Below are 17,457 nucleotides of genomic sequence, written 5' to 3' on the forward strand. Positions count from 1 at the left end.
CCCATCGTCCAGTTCCGGGACAGCCGCCGTCTCATGCCGGCACGGCATGTTCCAGATGGAGATACGCCGGCGTGAACTGCGCGACCTCGCACAGCGCATCGAGGTCGAGGATCGTCAGCGACTTGCCCGCCCATTCGATCAACCGGTCGCGCCGCATTTCCTGCACCATCCGGTTGACGTGAACCGGGGTCAGCCCGGTCGCATCCGCCACATCGGCCTGGGTCAGCGGAAATTCGCACGCCTGCGTCGGGCACAGGCCGATCAGGTTCAGCCGGAAATAGACCTCGCAGAACAGTTGCGCGATCCGCTCGCGCGCCGATCGCAGTCCCAAGCTCACGATCCATTCGCGGTGTGTCGCGGTCGTCACATGGCCGTTCCACCGCACCGCCTGCGCCACCGCCGGAACATGCAGTTGCAGGTCGTGGAGCGCCTCCGCCGATACTTCGGCGACGGTCATCTGCGTGATCGCGCCGATCGCGTGATCCATACGGATCGCCACCTGCCCGGTCACGTCGAACACGTCGCCCGGCAGGATCACCGACAGGATCTGCCGCCGCCCGTCCGACATCTGGCGATAGCGACAGCCCCATCCCTCCAGCACGACATGGACGAAGCGCGGCACCTCGCCCTCGCCCAGCACGTCGCGCCGCGCGGGCACCACCTGCCGCCGCTGGTCGAGCAGCGTGTCGATCTGCCGGCGATCGGCATCGTTCAGTCCTGAATAGGCGTGCAATCTTGTGCGCCGCCGTACGATATTGGCCCCGGTCATAGGGCACGTCAGCTAACGGCTGTTCCGCGACCGCACGATATACTGGTTTAAGCGGCGAAAATTCATCGCTTTTTCCGATCGGTCACGCCGACCCGCCAACCATCGGATAATAGGAATAAATCAATGCCTTGCGCCGTAAACCGGCCTGCCATCCACAACAAAAAACCCCGCATCGCTGCGGGGTTTTTGAAAGAATTGGTGGAGCCGAGGGGGATCGAACCCCTGACCTCTGCAATGCCATTGCAGCGCTCTCCCAGCTGAGCTACGGCCCCATCCTTTTCACGACACCGCTGCTCGTCGGCGGTGGTCGCGTCCCCGTCGGGGAGGAGCGCCCTCTATGCGGAGGGCGCCGGTTTGGCAAGCGCCTTTTTGCGCCTGCCGCCCCGAAAAAACATCAACGCTCGGCGTCGCTGTCCTCGTCGGTGGTGTCGACGCCCAGATCGTCGTCACCGCCCAGGTCGACATCGTCGTCGGCCGACGGCTCGTCGTCACCCTCGATGTCCAGATCGTCGCCCAGATCGGCGTCCTTCGCGCCTTCCTTCTCGACGCCCGGCTTCACCTGCTCGAACGGCATCGGCTGCTTGGACTTCAGGATCGGTTCCGGGGTCCAGTGCACGCCGCAGTTGATGCAGGTGACGGGTTCGTCGTTGCCAAGATCATAGAAGCGCGTCGCGCATTTCGGGCAGGTACGCTTCGTACCCCATTCCGGCTTCACCATGGGTAGCCCCAAACCTTTCGGTGCTGTGTAAAAAAAGGGGGCCATCAGCCCCGCATCGGGCAGCGCCTTGCCATAGCGGGCACGCGCTGTCAAAGCCGCGCCCGATGCACGCGACCACCCCCACCCCCCTCGCCGTCGCCGCCAGCGGTCCGCTCAAGGGCACTGCCCCGGTTCCCGGCGACAAGTCGATCAGCCACCGCTCGCTGATGCTCTCCGCGCTGGCGGTCGGCACCAGCCGCGTGACCGGGTTGCTGGAAGGGGAGGACGTGCTGTCCACCGCCGGCGCGATGCGGGCGATGGGCGCGCACATCGTGCGCGGGGCCGACGGAGTCTGGACGATCGACGGCGTCGGCGTTGGCGGGCTGCTGCAACCGGCCACGCAGCTCGACATGGGCAATTCGGGCACTTCCACCCGGCTGCTGATGGGCCTCGTCGCCTCCCACGCGATTACCGCGACCTTCGTCGGCGACGCCTCGCTCAGCAAGCGGCCGATGGGCCGGGTCATCGATCCGCTCGGCCAGATGGGTGCCGAGATCACCGCCAGCCCCGGCGGTCGCCTCCCCCTCATGCTGCGCGGCATCGTGCCCGCCGTGCCGATCGACTATACGCTGCCGGTCGCCTCGGCGCAGGTGAAGTCGGCGATCCTGCTCGCCGGGCTCAACACGCCGGGCATCACCCGCGTCGTCGAGCCGGTGCCGACCCGCGACCATAGCGAGCGGATGCTGACCGGTTTCGGCGCGAAGCTCACCGTCGAGCAGACGCCGAAGGGCCGCGTCATCGAACTCCATGGCGAAGCCGAATTGAAGCCGCAGACGATCGTGGTGCCGGGCGATCCGTCGTCGGCCGCCTTCCCAGTCGTCGCGGCGCTGCTGGTGCCGGGCAGCGCGGTGACGATCACCAACGTCGGCCTGAACCCCACCCGCGCCGCGCTGTTCGACGTGCTGCGCGCGATGGGCGGCGACATCGCGTTCGAGAATCCACGCGACGTCGGCGGCGAGCCGGTCGCCGACCTCGTCGTCCGCGCCTCGTCGCTGACGGGAATCGAGGTCGATCCGGCGGTCGCCCCAGCGATGATCGACGAATTTCCGATCCTGTTCGTCGCCGCCGCGCTGGCGAAGGGCCGCACCATTACCCGTGGTCTGGAAGAACTGCGCGTCAAGGAAAGCGACCGTATCACGACGATGGTGCAAGGGCTGCGCGCGATCGGCGCGACCGTCGAGGAGACCGAGGACGGACTCATCATCGACGGCACCGGCGGCGATCCGCTGCCCGGCGGCGGCACCATCGACGCGAAGCTCGACCACCGTATCGCGATGAGCTTCGTCGTCGCCGGTCTCGTCAGCCGCGAACCCGTCACCATCGACGACATGGCCCCGGTGGCGACCAGTTTCCCCACCTTCACCACGCTGCTGCGTGGTCTGGGCGCACCCTTGTGATTATCGCGGTCGACGGCCCCGCCGCCTCGGGCAAGGGCACCATCGCCCGCGCGCTGGCGCGCCACTATGGCCTGCCGCACCTCGACACCGGGCTGCTCTACCGCGCGGTCGCCGCGACCGTGCTGCGCGAGGGGATGGACCCGACGCGCGAGGCGGACGGCGTGGCGGCATGCGACTTTCCCGATACGCTGCTGGACGACCCATGGCTGCGCACCGACGATGCCGGCAAGACCGCCTCGATCGTCTCGGCCCACCCACTGGTGCGCGCCGCCCTCTTCCACCGCCAGCGCCGCTTCGCCCAGCAACCGGGCGGCGCGGTGCTTGACGGGCGCGACATCGGCACGGTCATTGCGCCAGATGCCGATGCCAAGCTGTTCGTGAAGGCCACCCCGTCGATCCGCGCCAAGCGCCGTCATGCCGAACTGCTGAAAACCGATCCCACGACGCTCTACGACCGCGTGCTGGCCGACATCCGCGCCCGCGACGAGCGCGATTCGGGCCGCAGCACCGCGCCCTTGGTGATGGCCGCCAACGCCGCTCCGCTCGACACCAGCTTCCTCTCGATCGACGCCGCGATCGACCGCGCCATCGCCATCGTCGAGGGGCAACGGGCGAAATAGGCCGGGTGCGGCGGCACCGCCGCAACCCCGGCCCCGGCCGATCGTTTCGCCGCCATGGCCACGATCCACGCCCCCGCATCCCGTCCCGTCGGCCCGGTGATCCTCGCCCCCGTTGCCGCCGCGCTGTTCCAGATCCTGACCCCGGTGCTGCCCTCGCTCGGCATCGGCGCGCCGATCGGATCGCAGTCGGACAGCGTCTCGACGCTCGTCACCCCGGCGGGCTGGGCGTTCGCGATCTGGGGGCCGCTCTATCTCGGCACGCTCGTTTTCGCGGGGTACCAGGCGTTGCCCGCGAACCGGTACGACCCACTGCTCGCCCGGCTGCGCTGGCCTGCCGCGGGCGCGTTCTTCGGCAACGGCCTGTGGGCGCTTTACACCCAGTCGTTCGGCCTGAGCATCGTCTCGGTCGCGATCATCCTCTTCACGCTCGGCTGTCTGCTGCGCGCCTATCGGACGCTGGCGGCATGGCCGACGCGCTTTTCCGCCGGCGCGCGCTGGTGCGCCGTGCTGCCGCTGTCGGCGCTGACGAGCTGGCTGACGGTTGCCTCGACCGTCAACATCGCCGCCGCGCTGCGCTTCCACGGCGTCGACGCCGGCGAATCGGCCCCGCTGATCGCCGCCGCCGTCATGATCGTCGCCAGCGCGATCGGCGCGCTGGCGCTGCTGCGGAGCGCCGGCAATCCGCCCTATGCGCTGGTGTTCCTGTGGGCGCTGACCGCGATCCACGCGGCGGGCGGCAGCACGTCGGCGCCGGTCGCCCTCGCCGCGCTTGCCGGGGGCGCGCTGATCGTCGTCGCCACGCTGATCGGCCTCGTCCGCGGCGGCCGCCGCAAATGGTTCTGAGCGGCGGATTGCGCGCGTCACGCTTCCGCAACCCACCCCGCCGGCCTATAGCGCGCCCATGTCCATGATCCCCGGTTTCGACCTCTCCACCTTCATTCGCGCCACGCTTGCCGAGGATATGGGCGAGGCGGGCGACATCACCGCCGCCGCCGTCATCCCGGCCGATGCGATCTTCTCGGGCGTCATGGACAGCCGCGACGCGATCACCGTCGCCGGCCTCGACATCGCCGCCGCCTTCTTCCGCCATCTCGACCCCTCGGCCGAACTTGAACCGCTGGTGGCGGACGGCGACCGGGTCGCCGCCGGCACCGCCCTGCTGCGGCTGCGCGGCAACGCCCGCGCGCTGCTCACCGCCGAACGCTCGGCGCTCAACACCGTGCAGCATCTCTCGGGCGTGGCGACGCTCACCGCGACCTATGTCACCGCGATCGAGGGCACCGGCGCGACGCTGCTCGACACCCGCAAGACCATTCCGGGTCTCCGCCGCCTCGAAAAATACGCCACCCGCATGGGGGGCGCCACCAACCACCGCATCGGGCTGTGGGACGCAGCGATGATAAAGGACAATCACGTCGCCGTCGCCGGATCGGTCGGCGAAGCCACCGCCCGCGCGGTCGCCGCCGGGATCGAACGGATCATCGTCGAGGTCGATTCGATCGACCAGATCGAACCCGCCATCGCCGCCGGCGCCACCCATCTGCTGCTCGACAACATGGCTCCCGCCACCCTGCGCGAAGCGGTGACGCGCGTCGCCGGGCGCGTGCCCACCGAAGCGTCGGGCGGCGTCCGGCTCGACACGATCCGCGCCATCGCCGAAACCGGCGTGAACTATGTCAGCGTCGGCCGCCTCACCCAATCCGCCCCGGCAGCCGATATCGGGCTGGATTTCACGCTCGACGCCCCATAACCCGGGCGGCATCACGAATCATTTGGGGAAAGCGCACATGGTGCGTCCGGCTTCGATCGTCCGGTTCGATCGCTTCTATCTGCTGGCGATCGTCGTCGGCCTGATCGGCACGATCCTGCAATGGCCGCAACTGATGGCGATGATCGAAACCGATCCATCGTTCGCGCCAGTCCGCTCGGCAGGAGTCGTGCTGGCGGTGGTGTTCGCCGGGGCGGGCATCCTGATCTCGCTGCTGCTGTGGTATCTCGTCGCCCGGCGCGGCAGCACCGTCGCCAAATGGATCGTCACCGCCTTCACCGCGCTGTCGCTCGGCAGCCTGCTGCTCGGCATTTCCTCGGGCGCGGTGGCGAGCGACACAACCGGCATCCTGCGGATGGTCGCCGTCGTCCTGCAACTGATCGCGGTCATCGCGCTGTTCCGCCGCGACGCCCGGCCATGGTTCGACCACACCTACCCGGAGGACGTCGCATGAAGCGCCTCGCGCTCACCCTCGCCGCACTGCTGGCACCCGCCTTGGCCGGGGCGCAAACGCTCCAGTGCAGCGCCCCCGCGCAGGTCGAACGTCCCCGCCCCGACAGCCCCAGCCCCCAGCAGCCGCGCCGCGTCCTGCCGATCGGCAGCTACACGCTCGCGATCACCTGGAGCCCCGAATATTGCCGCACCCGCCGCGACAGCGCGCGCGACGGCTTCCAGTGCGGTGGCGACAACCGCTTCGGCTTCACCCTTCACGGGCTGTGGCCCGACGGCACGGGCAAGACATGGCCGCAATATTGCAGCGCCGCGCCGATCCTACCGCAAGCGGTGATCCGCCAGAATTTGTGCGTCACCCCCTCGGCGCAACTGCTCCAGCATGAATATGCCAAGCACGGCACCTGCATGGGCGTGACCCCGATCGCCTATTTCAACGAATCGCGCGCGCTGTTCCAGCGGTTGCGCTTTCCCGACATGATGGCGCTGTCACGCCGCCCCGGCCTCACCGCCGGGCAACTCGCCAGCGCCATCGCCCGCGCCAATCCGGGCATCACCGCCGATTCGATGCGGATCACCACCAACCAGCGCGGCTGGCTCGACGAAGTCTGGCTCTGCCTCGACAGCCGTCGCCGCTTCGCCCGCTGTCCGGCGCATCAGGGCGGCGTGACGCCCAATACCCCGATCAAGATCTGGCGCGGCGGCCGCGACGCGGGATGATTACCGCTCGACCGTCACCGTCGCGGGATGGTGGCGGTCGAGATGCTTGCGGATGATCGCCAGATTGCGCGTGTTCGACCGGAAGAAGAAATCGGGGATCGCCCCGACCAAGGGAATCGCACCCAGCGCCCAATCGACGCCGACATTGCCCGCCATCCGCGTCATCTGCCACTTCGACATTCCCAGATTGCGCGCTTCCCACAGCATATAGCTGCCCATCGCCGCGCCGATAAAGCTGCCGACCACGGGAATCAGGTTCAGCAGGAAATCGAGCCCCACCGGCTGATTGGTGCCGGGAAACGTCATCGATCGTTCCATCAACCGCTCGATCGCCACCACCCGGCGACGGACGGCGGCGGGATCACGGTCGAGGTGTCCGGCGATACGGTCGAACATGTCGGGCGAGATGCGGGTCGGCTTGGCCATGAACCCTATCTGGGATCGCGACGCAGATGGTTCAACGGATGCACCCCGCGCGCATTGGTCTGAAACGCGCCCAGCCGCCGCGCGACCAGCGACCAGCGCCACGGCCGCGCAAGGGTCACGAACGCGACATCCGCCGCCAGCGCCGCGTCCGCCGCCGCCAGCCGCTGCGCACGCACCTCCAGCGTCGCGGCATCGCGCGCGCCGGCGATCAGCGTCAGCGCCTCGATCGAACACGGCCGGCACGCATTGGCGAGATACCAGCGCGCGCTGTCATAGGGCGCGACCTGATCGATCAGCCGCAGATCGGCCGGCGCATCGATCGCCACCCGCCGCGCCGCGATGCCGATCCGGGCGAGCACCCGCGCCGTCCGCCCCCACACCAATGTCGCCCCCGGCCCGTCGGGCAGCGCCACGCGCACCGTTACCGGCCCCGCGAACCCTGCAACCTGCGCCCGCGCAGTCTGCCAACGCTGCTCGGTCGTCAGGTTGCGCCACGGCGGCAGCGCCGGATCGCTTGCCGAATCGAGCCGTTCGGGCAGCACCGTCGTCGCCCCGCCCCACCCTGCATCGATCGCTGCCGGAATCTCTCCCGACTGCAATGCCATCGCCACCGCCGCACGCCCCAGCGGCTGCGACAGGAACCCGCTACGCGCGGCAAAGGCGAAGCCGAACAGCCCCCGCGCCGGATCGACCCGGAGGTCCGCCGGCGTCGGCGCGGCGGCACGGACGATCGACCAGTCGGCCACGCCCCCGCCCAGCACCAGATCGGAGCGCCCCTCGACGAACCGCGCGATGGCACGGCTGCCCCGTTCCCCCCGCAACCGGATTTCGTCGGCGGCGACCGGCGGCGGCGCGTCGGGATCGGCCGGCGCGCGCAGCCACACGCCCGCGCGCTGCAACCGGCGCAGCGGCCCGCTGCCATGCGGTCCCCGGATCACCGCCAGTTCGGGTTGCGCCAGCAGCGTCAGCAATTCGGTGTTCGGCCGCTTCAGCCGCACCTCGATCACCTGCGGCGTCATCGCGACGATCTCGTCGATCGATCGCAGGAACGGGCTCAGCCGGTGCCCGGCATCGGGCCGCACCGCATGGCGTAGCGCCTGTACCACCTGCCCGGCGGTGACGGGTCGCCCGTCGCTCCACGTCGCATCGCCCAGACGAAAGATATAGCTGCGCCCACCATCGAGCATGTTCCACCGCGCGGCGATCGCCGGTTCGACCTGACCCGCCGCATCGAACCGCACCAGCCCCTGCGCCACCGCGCCGCGCAGCACCGCCCGCTCGGCATCGCCACCCCGGCCCTCCTGCACGACGCTGACCACCACCGGCCGATCGTCGGCACCCCGGTCGCAGGCGGAGAGCATGAGGAACAGCGGCAGAAGGATACGGCAGCGCATGCTATGCCAATGCCACGGATCGCAGGACCGCCGCCAGTCGCGAGTACGGTTGCCGTTGGTGCGGACGGTGGGACTTGAACCCACACTCCCTGAGGGAAGCGGATTTTAAGTCCGCTGCGTCTACCGATTTCGCCACGTCCGCGCGCTGACACAGAGCAGAGCAAGCGCAGCTTGATCGTCACCGTGTCGAGCCGGCCGGCGACCGAAAGGCCGTCCGACGTCATGCGATCTACGCGCATGACAGCGCGATACGCCAGCGGTTTCGACAATGACTTGGCGGAAAATCGCGTGCCGTTGGAGGCTGTCCCAGACCCCCTTCGCGCCGCGGCAAAGCCCATGTCGTCACGTCGAACCTTGCTTGCAGCAAGGCCGGCCGGCGTGCGGCGAGTCTGCGGGTAGCGCCGCTATCCGCCGCCGCCTTACGCTACGTTCAGCCGCGCGCGCATTTCCTTGCCGGGCTTGAAATAGGGCACGCGCTTGGCGTCGACCTCGACCGATTCACCGGTGCGCGGGTTGCGGCCGGTGCGGGCGTCGCGCGCGCGGGTGGAGAAGGCACCAAAGCCGCGCAGTTCGACGCGGCCTTCGTCGCGCAGCCGCTCGACGATCGAATCGAAGAAGGTGGCGACGATCCGTTCGATGTCCCGCTGCGGCAGACCGGGGTTATCCTGCGCGACCAATTGCACCAGTTCGGATCGGATCATCTTGCCCTCGACTTGCACGCCCCGATCACCCGGCGGCCGCGCCCCACGCCCGTTATACGATTGTCACGCTTAACTTATATGTAGTCGCGCTGCCAATTGGTCTTTTGAATGAACGAAAAACGGGGCGCTTCCGTAGTGGAAGCGCCCCGTCATTTTCGCCGGTTGGTGGACCGGAAGCGGACTTACTTCTGTTCGGTGCGCGCCTTGAGCGCCTCGCCCAGAATGTCGCCCAGCGACGCGCCCGAATCGGACGAACCGTACTGCGCCACGGCCTGCTTCTCCTCGGCGATCTGCATCGCCTTGATCGAGAAGGTCGGCTTCTTCGAACGATCGAAGCCCGTCACCATCGCGTCGAACTTCTGGCCGACCTGGAAGCGCTCGGGGCGCTGCTCGTCACGGTCACGGCCAAGGTCGGTGCGCTTGATGAAGCCGGTCGCGCCATCGTCGCCCTGCTGCACTTCGAGGCCCGCGTCGCGGACTTCGAGCACGGTCACGGTCACGATCGCATTCTTGTTCAGGCGATCACCCGCCTGCGCGACGACCGGGCCACCACGCTCGAGCTGCTTCATGCCGAGCGAGATACGCTCCTTGTCCGGCTCGACCGCGAGCACGACGGCCTGGACCGTCTCGCCCTTGCGGTGCAGGTTGAGCGCGTCCTCGCCCGAAATGCCCCATGCGATATCCGACATGTGGACCATGCCGTCGACATCGCCGTCCAGACCGATGAACAGACCGAATTCGGTCGCGTTCTTGACTTCGCCCTCGACGGTCGACCCGACCGGGTGATCCTCGGCGAACTTGTCCCACGGATTGGCCTGTGCCTGCTTGAGACCCAGCGAGATGCGACGCTTGTCCTGATCGACTTCCAGGACGATGACGTCGACTTCCTGCGAGGTCGACACGATCTTGCCCGGATGGACGTTCTTCTTGGTCCAGCTCATTTCCGAAACGTGGACGAGGCCCTCGATGCCCGGCTCCAGTTCGACGAACGCACCATATTCGGTAATGTTCGTGACGCGGCCCGACAGCTTGGCGCCGATCGGATACTTGGCGCCGGCGCCATCCCACGGATCGCTCTCGAGCTGCTTCATGCCGAGCGAGATGCGCTGCGTGTCGCGGTTGATGCGGATGATCTGCACCTTCACCGTATCACCGATGTTCAGCACTTCGCTCGGATGACCGACGCGCTTGTAGCTCAGGTCGGTGACGTGCAGCAGGCCGTCGATGCCGCCCAGGTCGACGAACGCACCGTAATCGGTGATGTTCTTGACGACGCCGTCGATGATCTGGCCTTCGGCCAGCGACAGGATCAGGCCCGAACGCTGCTCGGCGCGGGTTTCTTCCAGCACGGCGCGACGCGACACGACGATGTTGCCGCGCTTGCGGTCCATCTTCAGGATCTGGAACGGCTGCGGGATGTCCATCAGCGGGGTGACGTCGCGCACCGGACGGATGTCGACCTGCGAACCCGGCAGGAACGCGACGGCGCCCGACAGGTCGACGGTGAAGCCGCCCTTGACCCGGCCGAAGATGACGCCCTCGACACGCGCGGTCTTGGCGAATTCGGTTTCCAGCTTGTCCCATGCGGCTTCGCGGCGGGCGCGGTCGCGGCTGAGCATCGCTTCGCCGTTCGCATTCTCGACGCGGTCGACATAGACCTCGACTTCGTCACCGACCTTCAGATCGGCCTTCTGGCCCGGTGCTGCGAATTCGCGCAGCGGCACGCGGCCTTCCGACTTCAGACCGACGTCGATGACCGCCAGATCGTTCTCGATGCCGGTGACGGTGCCGATGACCACACGGCCCTCGAAGCTTTCCGAAGCACCGAACATGTCGTCGAGCATCGACGCGAAATCGTCACGGGTGGGATTTGCCATGCTGGCCATACAGATATTAATTCCTAAACGTACTTGTTTCCGGCCGGCCGGTTGAATCCGGCGGTCTTTGACCGGGAGTGCCGCAGCGACCGAACGTCGATTGCGGCATCCGGCGAATCCTTTGTCGCGAAAGGCGTGGCCCGGCGGTGCGGAATGGGCGCATGACACGCCCGGCCTTCGCGAGTCTGCACTCGTCGAACCGGCGCGCCATACGCTTTTTGGCAATAGCGTGCAACGGGAGGACTTCGGCGCGAAGAAGAAAGAAGATCGGTTCACGCGGAGGCGCGGAGGCGCGGAGAAGGTTGCGCGCGCGGACAGCAATCGCCGCGTCAGCGGCTGTCATCGCTTGTTGCAGCGAGGCTGAAAGGCTCCGTCGGACAGGCAACGACTGCCCGAATCGAAACCACTCCGCGCCTCTGCGCCTCCGCGCGAACCAACCTTCTTCTTCCTTCGCGTCCCAGCGTAAAAGACCCGATCAGCTCCGCCGCGCGCCCGGCCGGTACGGCTTGGCCGCATGCCGCGGCGGCGCGCCTTGCGGGCGGCGCTGCGGCATCGCCGGCGGGCCGGCCATCTGCTCGAACATCAAATCTTCGTCGGGCGTCGCCGTCCGCTTGACCGATGCGACGAACTTCGCCGCGATCGCTTTGGGGATTTCGAACGCCGATTCCTCGTTGCCGATGCGGATCGCGCCGATCTCGCTCTTGGTGATGTGCCCGCGACGGCACAGCAACGGCAGCAGCCAGCGCGGGTCGGCATTCTGCCGCCGGCCGACGTTCATGCGGAACCACACCGTATCCTCGAAGCCCGCGCGCGGACCTTCCGGCCGCTCGCGCCGCTCGGGCGCGCCGCCTGCCGACAATTCCTCGGGCGCGGGCAACTTGGCGCGGTAGGCGCGCACCAGCAGCGCGGCAATATCCTCGGGCGACTTCTCGGTCAGCAACCGCGTGCCCAGCTCGACATCCGCCTCGTCGAATTCGACCGGTTCGGCCAGCTTGGCGAGCAGCCGGTCGCGATCGGCGGCGTGAATCTGGTCGGGGGTCGGCACGCCGATCCATTCGGCGTTGATCTTGGCGTCACGCAGCAACCCCTCGACCCGGCGACGACGCTGGAACGGCACGATCAGCGCGGCGATGCCCTTCTTGCCCGCGCGGCCGGTACGGCCCGAACGGTGCTGGAGCGCCTCGGCATCGCGCGGCAGCTCGACATGGACGACAAGGCTGAGCGACGGCAGATCGATGCCCCGCGCCGCCACGTCGGTCGCGACGCAGACCCGGGCCCGGCGATCGCGCAGCGCCTGCAACGCATGGTTGCGCTCCGACTGCGAATGCTCGCCCGACAGCGCCACCGCATCGAACCCGCGCTCGACCAGATTGGCATGCAGGTGGCGCACCGCCTCGCGCGTGGCGCAGAACAGGAAGGCGGTATCCGGCTCGTGCAGCCGCAGCAGGTTGACGACCGCATTCTCGATGTCGTTCGGCGCAACGGTCATCGCCTGATAGCTGATGTCGCCGTGGCCGCGCTCCGCCTCGCGCGTGTCGATGCGATAGGCGTCCTTCTGGTAGCGCTTGGCCAGCGCCACGATCGGCTTGGCAAGCGTCGCCGAGAACAGCAGCGTGCGCCGCTCGGCGGGAGTACGGTCGAGAATGCCTTCGAGATCCTCGCGGAACCCCATGTCGAGCATCTCGTCGGCCTCGTCGAGAATGGCGACCTTGAGCGCCGACAGGTCGAGCGCGCCGCGTTCCAGATGGTCGCGCAGGCGGCCAGGCGTGCCGACGACGATGTGGGTGCCATGGCTCAGGTTGCGGCGTTCGCGCGCCGCGTCCATGCCGCCGACGCACGACACGATGCGCGCGCCGTTCTCGCCGTACAGCCATTGCAGTTCGCGCGCGACCTGGAGCGCCAGTTCGCGCGTCGGCGCGATGGCCAGCGCCAGCGGTGCGCCAGCACGCGGCATCTTCGCATCCGCGTCGAGCAGGTCGGGCGCGATGGCGAGGCCGAAAGCGACGGTCTTGCCGGAACCGGTCTGGGCGGACACCAGCAGGTCGCGCCCCTCGGCTTCGGGGGTCAGGACGGCGGCCTGGACGGCGGTCGGGGATTCATAACCACGCGCGGAAAGCGCCGCGGCGAGCGGTTCGGGCAACTTAGAAAAGGGCATGGTGCGCCAGATGGCCCTAAATTGCGGCCACGGCAAGGCCGCGCGCGTTGTTCTTGGCCATTCGCTGCGTTAGGTTGCGACGAAAATCAGGAGAGAGTCGTCATGATCGCACGTTTGGCGCTGGCAACGCTGTGCCTGTCGGGGTCCGCGCTGGCCGCCGATCCGCCGCGTGGCAGTTGGGGTCGGGCCGGCGTGAGCCTCGACCAGTATCGCACCGATGCGGTCGAATGCGGTCGCGCCGGGCTGTCGACCGACGTGTCGCAGATGAAGGCGGTCAAGACGCTCATCACCGCCTCGCGCCAGCTCGATTCGGTGCTGACCAACCAGCCGTCGGGCGGTGGTGCCGCGCCGCCCCCGTCATCCAGCGGCGCGGGCATGCTGGAGATCGATCCGGTGGCGCTCAACACCGCGCAGCAGGTGGCGCGGATCACCGAAGGAGCCAACCCCCGCGCCCGCTTCCGCGAAGTCCGCACCGCGCTCCAGACCACGACCGACCAGTGCCTGACCGGAAAAGGCTATGTCCGCTTCACCCTGACCCGCGACCAGCGCGAGCATCTCGAAGCGCTCAGACGCGGCACCCCCGAACGTCACGCCTATCTCCACGCGCTGGCGAGCGACCCCGACGTGCTGGCCCGGCAACGCGCGAGCGTCGAGGTGCTGCCAGCGCAATAGGGTCACGCGAAGGCACGAAGAAGGTTGGTTCGCGCAGAGGCGCAGAGGCGCAGAGAGGTTGCGTGCAAGGCGCTGTCCGCCTGTCCGGCAACGCCTCTCAACCCGGCTGCAACGAGCAATCACGGCCGCTTACGCGGCAAGGCATAGCCGCGAACGCACCCTCTCTGCGCCTCCGCGCCTCCGCGCGAACATAAGGCTTCTACTTCTTCGCGTGACCCAGCAGCAGTCAGTCCCCGGTAACGCGCAACGGCCCCAGATCGCCCAGCCCCACCGTCCCGCTCGCCATCGCCAGCATCCGTTCGAGCGACACCTTGGCCTTCAGCCGCAGCCCTTCCTCGATCTCGATCCGCGGGCTCAGGTCACGCAGCGCGATGTACAGCTTCTCCAGCGTGTTGAGCGCCATATACGGGCAGATGTTGCAGTTGCAGTTCCCGTCCGCGCCGGGCGCACCGATGAAACGCTTGTGCGGCAGCGCCTTTTCCATCTGGTGGATGATATGCGGCTCGGTCGCGACGATCAGCGTGTCGCCGGGGAAGTCGGCGGCATAGGCGAGGATGCCGCTGGTCGATCCGACATAATCGGCATGGTCGAGGATGATCGCCGGACATTCGGGATGCGCCGCGACCGGCGCGGTCGGATATTGTGCCTTGAGCTTGAGCAACTCGGTTTCGCTGAACGCCTCGTGGACGATGCACACGCCCGGCCACAGCAGCATCTCGCGCCCGGTCTTGCGTGTCAGATACCCGCCGAGGTTGCGGTCCGGCCCGAAGATCACCTTCTGGTCGGCGGGCAGTTGCGACAGGATCTTTTCCGCCGACGACGAGGTGACGATGATGTCGCTGAGCGCCTTCACCTCGGTCGAACAGTTGATGTAGGTCAGCGCGATATGATCGGGATGCTGCGCGCGGAACGCCGCGAACTGTTCGGGCGGGCAGCTATCCTCCAGCGAACAGCCGGCATCCATGTCGGGCAGGATCACGGTCTTGTCGGGCGACAGGATTTTCGCCGTCTCCGCCATGAAGCGCACGCCACAGAAGGCGATGACATCGGCATCGGTCGCCGCCGCCTTGCGGCTGAGGTCGAGGCTGTCGCCGACGAAATCGGCAAGGTCCTGAATCTCGGGCCGCTGGTAATAATGGCCGAGGATCACCGCATTGCGCTCCCGGCGCAACCGGTCGATCTCGGCCAGCAGGTCGGTGCCGGTGGGCAGTTCGGTGCGCGCGTTCATCATCGTCTCCCTGAAGTGCCGCCCCTAGCGGCGCGCGTGGGAAATGTCATCGGCGATTGGCGACCACGTCCGCCGGATTGGCCGAAACGTCCCAGCGCTCGGCCGCACGCGTTCCCCGTTCCGCCGGAAACGTCACCAGCACCCGCGCATCGCCATACCCCAGCGTCGCGAGCGGCGTGCCGAGCAGCGTTGCCAGTGCGCCGCGCGCCTTTTCGCGCGCCTGCGCCAGCCGTTCGGGGCTGCCCGCCTCGGCCTGCGCCTTGGTCTGCGCGGCGGCGGAGGTGCGCTGGAACAACGCCTCCGATGCCTCGCGGCTGACGTACAGCCCCTGCGTGCGCACCAGCGTCCGTGCCGCCTCGTCGACATTGGGTGCCGCGACGGTCACGTCGGGCGCGTCGACCACCAGCGTCCGGCTTTCGGGCGACCAGGTGACGTCGGCCGACGTGATGCGCGACACATCGACGAAATAGTCGACCGAATAAGGCATCTTCACCACCTGATCCGATTTCAGGAAGCCGAACGCCCGCGTGTCGGTGGCGCGCGCCTGCAACGTGCCAGAGAGGGTCGCGACCTTCAAACTGCTGCTGCCCGACAGTCGCGCGGTGATGATCCGCGTCACTGCCTCGCCGCTGTCAGGCTCGGTCGTCACCGCATAACGCTCGGCATAGCGCTGATAGCCGAGCCACGCCCCGACCCCGACGACGACTGCCAGCACCAGCGCTACCGTGGTGCGCAGCACGCCCGGCCTCACATGCGTCGCCATTCCTCGCCCTCCGTCACCACAACCCCGCGCCGCTTCAGATCGATCAGATGCGCCAGTACCGATCGCCCCGCCGCGCCGACCAGCTTCGCATCCAGCCCGACATACATCGCCGCCACCAGTTCGGGCACGCTCGCCAGCCCACGCTCCAGCCCGCGCAAAATCTGCCCCTCGCGCTGCTTGCGGTGGCCGAGCATGCCGCGCACCAGCCGCCGCGGGTTCTCGACCGCGCCCCCATGGGCCGGATAATAGACCCGGTCGTCACGCTGGAGCAGCTTGTCGAGGCTGGCCATATACTCGCCCATGTCCCCGTCGGGCGGCGAGACGATCGTCGTCGACCAGCCCATGACATGATCGCCGCTGAACAGCGCGCCGCTTTCGGGCAGCGCGAACGCCAGATGGTTGGAGGTATGCCCCGGCGTCGCCACCGCGATCAGCGTCCAGCCGTCGCCCGCCACCGCCTCGCCATCGTGCAGCACGCGGTCGGGGCGGTATTCGGTGTCGAACGCCGCATCGGCGCGCGGGCCGACATCGTCCATCGTCAGGGCTGCGCAGCCGATGATCGCCGCCCCGGTCCGTGCCGCCAGAGGGGCCGCGCCGGGGCTATGGTCGCGGTGGGTGTGGGTACACAGGATCGACGCGACCTCACGCCCGGCCACCACGTTCAGGATCGCGTCGAGATGCGCCGGATCGTCCGGCCCCGGATCGATCACCGCCACCGCGCCGCTACCGCCGACGACGAAACTCTGCGTGCCCGTATGGGTATAGGGTGAGGCATTGCGCGCCAGCAGCCGCGTGACCAGCGGTTCGAGCGGCTGGGCGATACCGGGAGGAAAGTCGGCCATTGCTTGTGGCAGATGGCGGCGCGACCCCCCTTATGCAACCGCCGGCACGAGAACGGGGACCGACCACCTTTGGCGGCCGGTCCCCTTTCCACCGAACGAACGGGGCAGGACGTTCGGGGAAACCGGATCAGTCCTGATCGGCCATTTCGGCCTGCAATTCGCGCATCCCCTCGTCGATGCCGGCCAGCGCCTCGCGGCGGGCATCGGCGGGCATATCGGTCTGCGCGAAGATCGAAGCGCGGGCGGCGCGCAGCGCGGCCATTCCGGCGCGCAGGCCGGACAGGGCGGCCATCCGGCCCTGCGCCTCGGCGCGTACGCCGGCGGCGGCGGCACGGCGACCGGCTGCTTCGGCCTGCGCTTCGGCGAAGGCGGCGGAGCGTTCGGCGAACGCGGCCTCCCTCGTCGCGACGCTCGCGATACGCTGGACGCGGTCCTGGCACACGATCGTTTTGGCCCGGCCGTTCTCGGTGCGGGTGATCGTCACCTGCCGGTCCGCGCCGGCCGGGCCGCCGGTGCCGCAATTGGCGCTCACGATCTCGGGAATGTCGGTCAGGCTCTCGCTCAGCACCGTGCCGTCGTCGCCGATCTGGCGGACCATGATCTTGCGCACCTCGCTGCGCGCCGGCGCGGCGGGCTGCGATGCCGTGGCCGGGCCGGCAGGTGTGGCGGGACGCGCGGCCGGGTTCGGCCCGGCGACCGGCACCACCGGCAGCGGGGCGGCCTGCGCCGGCATGATCGGTGCCAGCGCCCGGACCGGGGCCAGCGCCTCGGCCGCCTTCGCCTCGACCTCGGCGATCTCGACGCCGGTCGCATGTTCCATCTTCGTGCGGATCGTCTCGGCGGCCTGCGTCCCCGATGCGGTGAGGCCAAGCCCCGCGACGGCCAGCGCCAGCGTGGCGGTGCCGGCGATGCGGCGGG

At 68.4% G+C, this 17,457-nt stretch carries 17 protein-coding genes, 2 tRNA genes and 1 pseudogene; 7 read left to right on the plus strand and 13 right to left on the minus strand.

Annotated elements, in window-relative coordinates:
• Positions 1–31 precede the first annotated feature (31 nt).
• The 3 genes from ASE78_RS14480 to ASE78_RS14490 form a co-directional block, all read right to left on the minus strand.
• Positions 32–733, minus strand: a complete 702-nt coding sequence (locus ASE78_RS14480; RefSeq protein ID WP_056498047.1) for a Crp/Fnr family transcriptional regulator — start codon at positions 731–733, stop codon at positions 32–34.
• Positions 734–965: 232 nt separating this feature from the next.
• Positions 966–1,041: transfer RNA gene (locus ASE78_RS14485), tRNA-Ala, on the minus strand.
• A gap of 122 nt (positions 1,042–1,163) precedes the next feature.
• Positions 1,164–1,487, minus strand: a complete 324-nt coding sequence (locus ASE78_RS14490) for a TIGR02300 family protein (protein WP_056498048.1) — start codon at positions 1,485–1,487, stop codon at positions 1,164–1,166.
• Between the two features lie 104 nt (positions 1,488–1,591).
• Between ASE78_RS14490 and aroA the strand changes: the two genes are divergently transcribed.
• From aroA to ASE78_RS14520, 6 genes are read left to right on the plus strand one after another with little or no spacing between them, the layout of a single operon-like run.
• Positions 1,592–2,923, plus strand: coding sequence for a 3-phosphoshikimate 1-carboxyvinyltransferase (aroA, locus tag ASE78_RS14495; protein ID WP_056498049.1), 1,332 nt, complete (start codon positions 1,592–1,594; stop codon positions 2,921–2,923).
• On the plus strand, positions 2,920–3,543 hold the full coding sequence (locus tag ASE78_RS14500; protein ID WP_056498050.1) for a (d)CMP kinase: 624 nt from the start codon (positions 2,920–2,922) through the stop codon (positions 3,541–3,543). The genes aroA and ASE78_RS14500 overlap by 4 nt, the downstream gene beginning before the upstream one ends.
• A gap of 54 nt (positions 3,544–3,597) precedes the next feature.
• A complete protein-coding gene (locus ASE78_RS14505; protein WP_056498051.1) occupies positions 3,598–4,386 on the plus strand; it encodes a hypothetical protein in 789 nt (262 codons plus the stop codon).
• Positions 4,387–4,444: 58 nt separating this feature from the next.
• Positions 4,445–5,293, plus strand: a complete 849-nt coding sequence (gene nadC / locus ASE78_RS14510) for a carboxylating nicotinate-nucleotide diphosphorylase (RefSeq protein ID WP_056498052.1) — start codon at positions 4,445–4,447, stop codon at positions 5,291–5,293.
• Between the two features lie 37 nt (positions 5,294–5,330).
• Positions 5,331–5,765 carry a hypothetical protein gene (locus ASE78_RS14515; protein ID WP_056498053.1) on the plus strand — a complete coding sequence of 145 codons (435 nt, stop codon included), beginning with the start codon at positions 5,331–5,333 and terminating at the stop codon, positions 5,763–5,765.
• Positions 5,762–6,481 carry a ribonuclease T2 family protein gene (locus tag ASE78_RS14520; RefSeq protein WP_056498054.1) on the plus strand — a complete coding sequence of 240 codons (720 nt, stop codon included), beginning with the start codon at positions 5,762–5,764 and terminating at the stop codon, positions 6,479–6,481. The genes ASE78_RS14515 and ASE78_RS14520 overlap by 4 nt, the downstream gene beginning before the upstream one ends.
• Here ASE78_RS14520 and ASE78_RS14525 read toward each other — a convergent pair whose 3' ends face one another.
• The 6 genes from ASE78_RS14525 to ASE78_RS14550 form a co-directional block, all read right to left on the minus strand.
• On the minus strand, positions 6,482–6,907 hold the full coding sequence (locus ASE78_RS14525) for a DUF4112 domain-containing protein (protein WP_056498055.1): 426 nt from the start codon (positions 6,905–6,907) through the stop codon (positions 6,482–6,484). It abuts the gene before it with no gap.
• A gap of 5 nt (positions 6,908–6,912) precedes the next feature.
• Complete coding sequence (locus tag ASE78_RS14530; protein ID WP_235515090.1) at positions 6,913–8,301, minus strand: ABC transporter substrate-binding protein; 1,389 nt, start codon at positions 8,299–8,301, stop codon at positions 6,913–6,915.
• Positions 8,302–8,357: 56 nt separating this feature from the next.
• Positions 8,358–8,443 (minus strand) — tRNA-Leu (locus tag ASE78_RS14535).
• A gap of 277 nt (positions 8,444–8,720) precedes the next feature.
• Positions 8,721–9,002, minus strand: a complete 282-nt coding sequence (locus ASE78_RS14540; RefSeq protein ID WP_055760438.1) for an integration host factor subunit beta — start codon at positions 9,000–9,002, stop codon at positions 8,721–8,723.
• 182 nt (positions 9,003–9,184) lie between these two features.
• Positions 9,185–10,888, minus strand: a complete 1,704-nt coding sequence (gene rpsA, locus ASE78_RS14545; protein ID WP_055759105.1) for a 30S ribosomal protein S1 — start codon at positions 10,886–10,888, stop codon at positions 9,185–9,187.
• 466 nt (positions 10,889–11,354) lie between these two features.
• Positions 11,355–13,034, minus strand: a complete 1,680-nt coding sequence (locus ASE78_RS14550) for a DEAD/DEAH box helicase (RefSeq protein WP_056498056.1) — start codon at positions 13,032–13,034, stop codon at positions 11,355–11,357.
• Between the two features lie 102 nt (positions 13,035–13,136).
• Here ASE78_RS14550 and ASE78_RS14555 point away from each other — a divergent pair, with 102 nt between their 5' ends.
• On the plus strand, positions 13,137–13,706 hold the full coding sequence (locus tag ASE78_RS14555) for a hypothetical protein (protein WP_056498057.1): 570 nt from the start codon (positions 13,137–13,139) through the stop codon (positions 13,704–13,706).
• Between the two features lie 226 nt (positions 13,707–13,932).
• On the opposite strand, the gene nadA is transcribed toward ASE78_RS14555, so the two are convergent.
• The 4 genes and pseudogenes from nadA to ASE78_RS14575 all read right to left on the minus strand — a co-directional run.
• Positions 13,933–14,934 carry a quinolinate synthase NadA gene (nadA, locus tag ASE78_RS14560; RefSeq protein WP_056498058.1) on the minus strand — a complete coding sequence of 334 codons (1,002 nt, stop codon included), beginning with the start codon at positions 14,932–14,934 and terminating at the stop codon, positions 13,933–13,935.
• 46 nt (positions 14,935–14,980) lie between these two features.
• On the minus strand, positions 14,981–15,697 hold the full coding sequence (locus tag ASE78_RS14565) for a DUF4230 domain-containing protein (RefSeq protein ID WP_056498059.1): 717 nt from the start codon (positions 15,695–15,697) through the stop codon (positions 14,981–14,983).
• The gene (locus ASE78_RS14570; protein WP_056498060.1) at positions 15,682–16,539 is read right to left on the minus strand and encodes an MBL fold metallo-hydrolase; all 858 of its coding nucleotides are present in this window, start codon (positions 16,537–16,539) and stop codon (positions 15,682–15,684) included. The genes ASE78_RS14565 and ASE78_RS14570 overlap by 16 nt, the downstream gene beginning before the upstream one ends.
• A gap of 127 nt (positions 16,540–16,666) precedes the next feature.
• Positions 16,667–17,457: pseudogene (locus ASE78_RS14575) on the minus strand (hypothetical protein); the annotation flags it as partial.

Source organism: Sphingomonas sp. Leaf25, from assembly GCF_001421635.1.
Taxonomy (GTDB): Bacteria; Pseudomonadota; Alphaproteobacteria; order Sphingomonadales; family Sphingomonadaceae; genus Sphingomonas.

Excerpts from the sequence above, each read along its gene's own strand:
- ASE78_RS14490 (WP_056498048.1), bottom strand. The coding sequence starts at position 1,487 with ATGGTGAAGCCGGAATGGGGTACGAAGCGTACCTGCCCGAAATGCGCG.
- aroA (WP_056498049.1), top strand. The coding sequence starts at position 1,592 with ATGCACGCGACCACCCCCACCCCCCTCGCCGTCGCCGCCAGCGGTCCG.
- ASE78_RS14505 (WP_056498051.1), top strand. The coding sequence starts at position 3,598 with ATGGCCACGATCCACGCCCCCGCATCCCGTCCCGTCGGCCCGGTGATC.
- nadC (WP_056498052.1), top strand. The coding sequence starts at position 4,445 with ATGTCCATGATCCCCGGTTTCGACCTCTCCACCTTCATTCGCGCCACG.
- ASE78_RS14515 (WP_056498053.1), top strand. The coding sequence starts at position 5,331 with ATGGTGCGTCCGGCTTCGATCGTCCGGTTCGATCGCTTCTATCTGCTG.
- ASE78_RS14520 (WP_056498054.1), top strand. The coding sequence starts at position 5,762 with ATGAAGCGCCTCGCGCTCACCCTCGCCGCACTGCTGGCACCCGCCTTG.
- ASE78_RS14525 (WP_056498055.1), bottom strand. The coding sequence starts at position 6,907 with ATGGCCAAGCCGACCCGCATCTCGCCCGACATGTTCGACCGTATCGCC.
- ASE78_RS14530 (WP_235515090.1), bottom strand. The coding sequence starts at position 8,301 with ATGCGCTGCCGTATCCTTCTGCCGCTGTTCCTCATGCTCTCCGCCTGC.
- ASE78_RS14540 (WP_055760438.1), bottom strand. The coding sequence starts at position 9,002 with ATGATCCGATCCGAACTGGTGCAATTGGTCGCGCAGGATAACCCCGGT.
- rpsA (WP_055759105.1), bottom strand. The coding sequence starts at position 10,888 with ATGGCCAGCATGGCAAATCCCACCCGTGACGATTTCGCGTCGATGCTC.
- ASE78_RS14550 (WP_056498056.1), bottom strand. The coding sequence starts at position 13,034 with ATGCCCTTTTCTAAGTTGCCCGAACCGCTCGCCGCGGCGCTTTCCGCG.
- ASE78_RS14555 (WP_056498057.1), top strand. The coding sequence starts at position 13,137 with ATGATCGCACGTTTGGCGCTGGCAACGCTGTGCCTGTCGGGGTCCGCG.
- nadA (WP_056498058.1), bottom strand. The coding sequence starts at position 14,934 with ATGAACGCGCGCACCGAACTGCCCACCGGCACCGACCTGCTGGCCGAG.
- ASE78_RS14565 (WP_056498059.1), bottom strand. The coding sequence starts at position 15,697 with ATGGCGACGCATGTGAGGCCGGGCGTGCTGCGCACCACGGTAGCGCTG.
- ASE78_RS14570 (WP_056498060.1), bottom strand. The coding sequence starts at position 16,539 with ATGGCCGACTTTCCTCCCGGTATCGCCCAGCCGCTCGAACCGCTGGTC.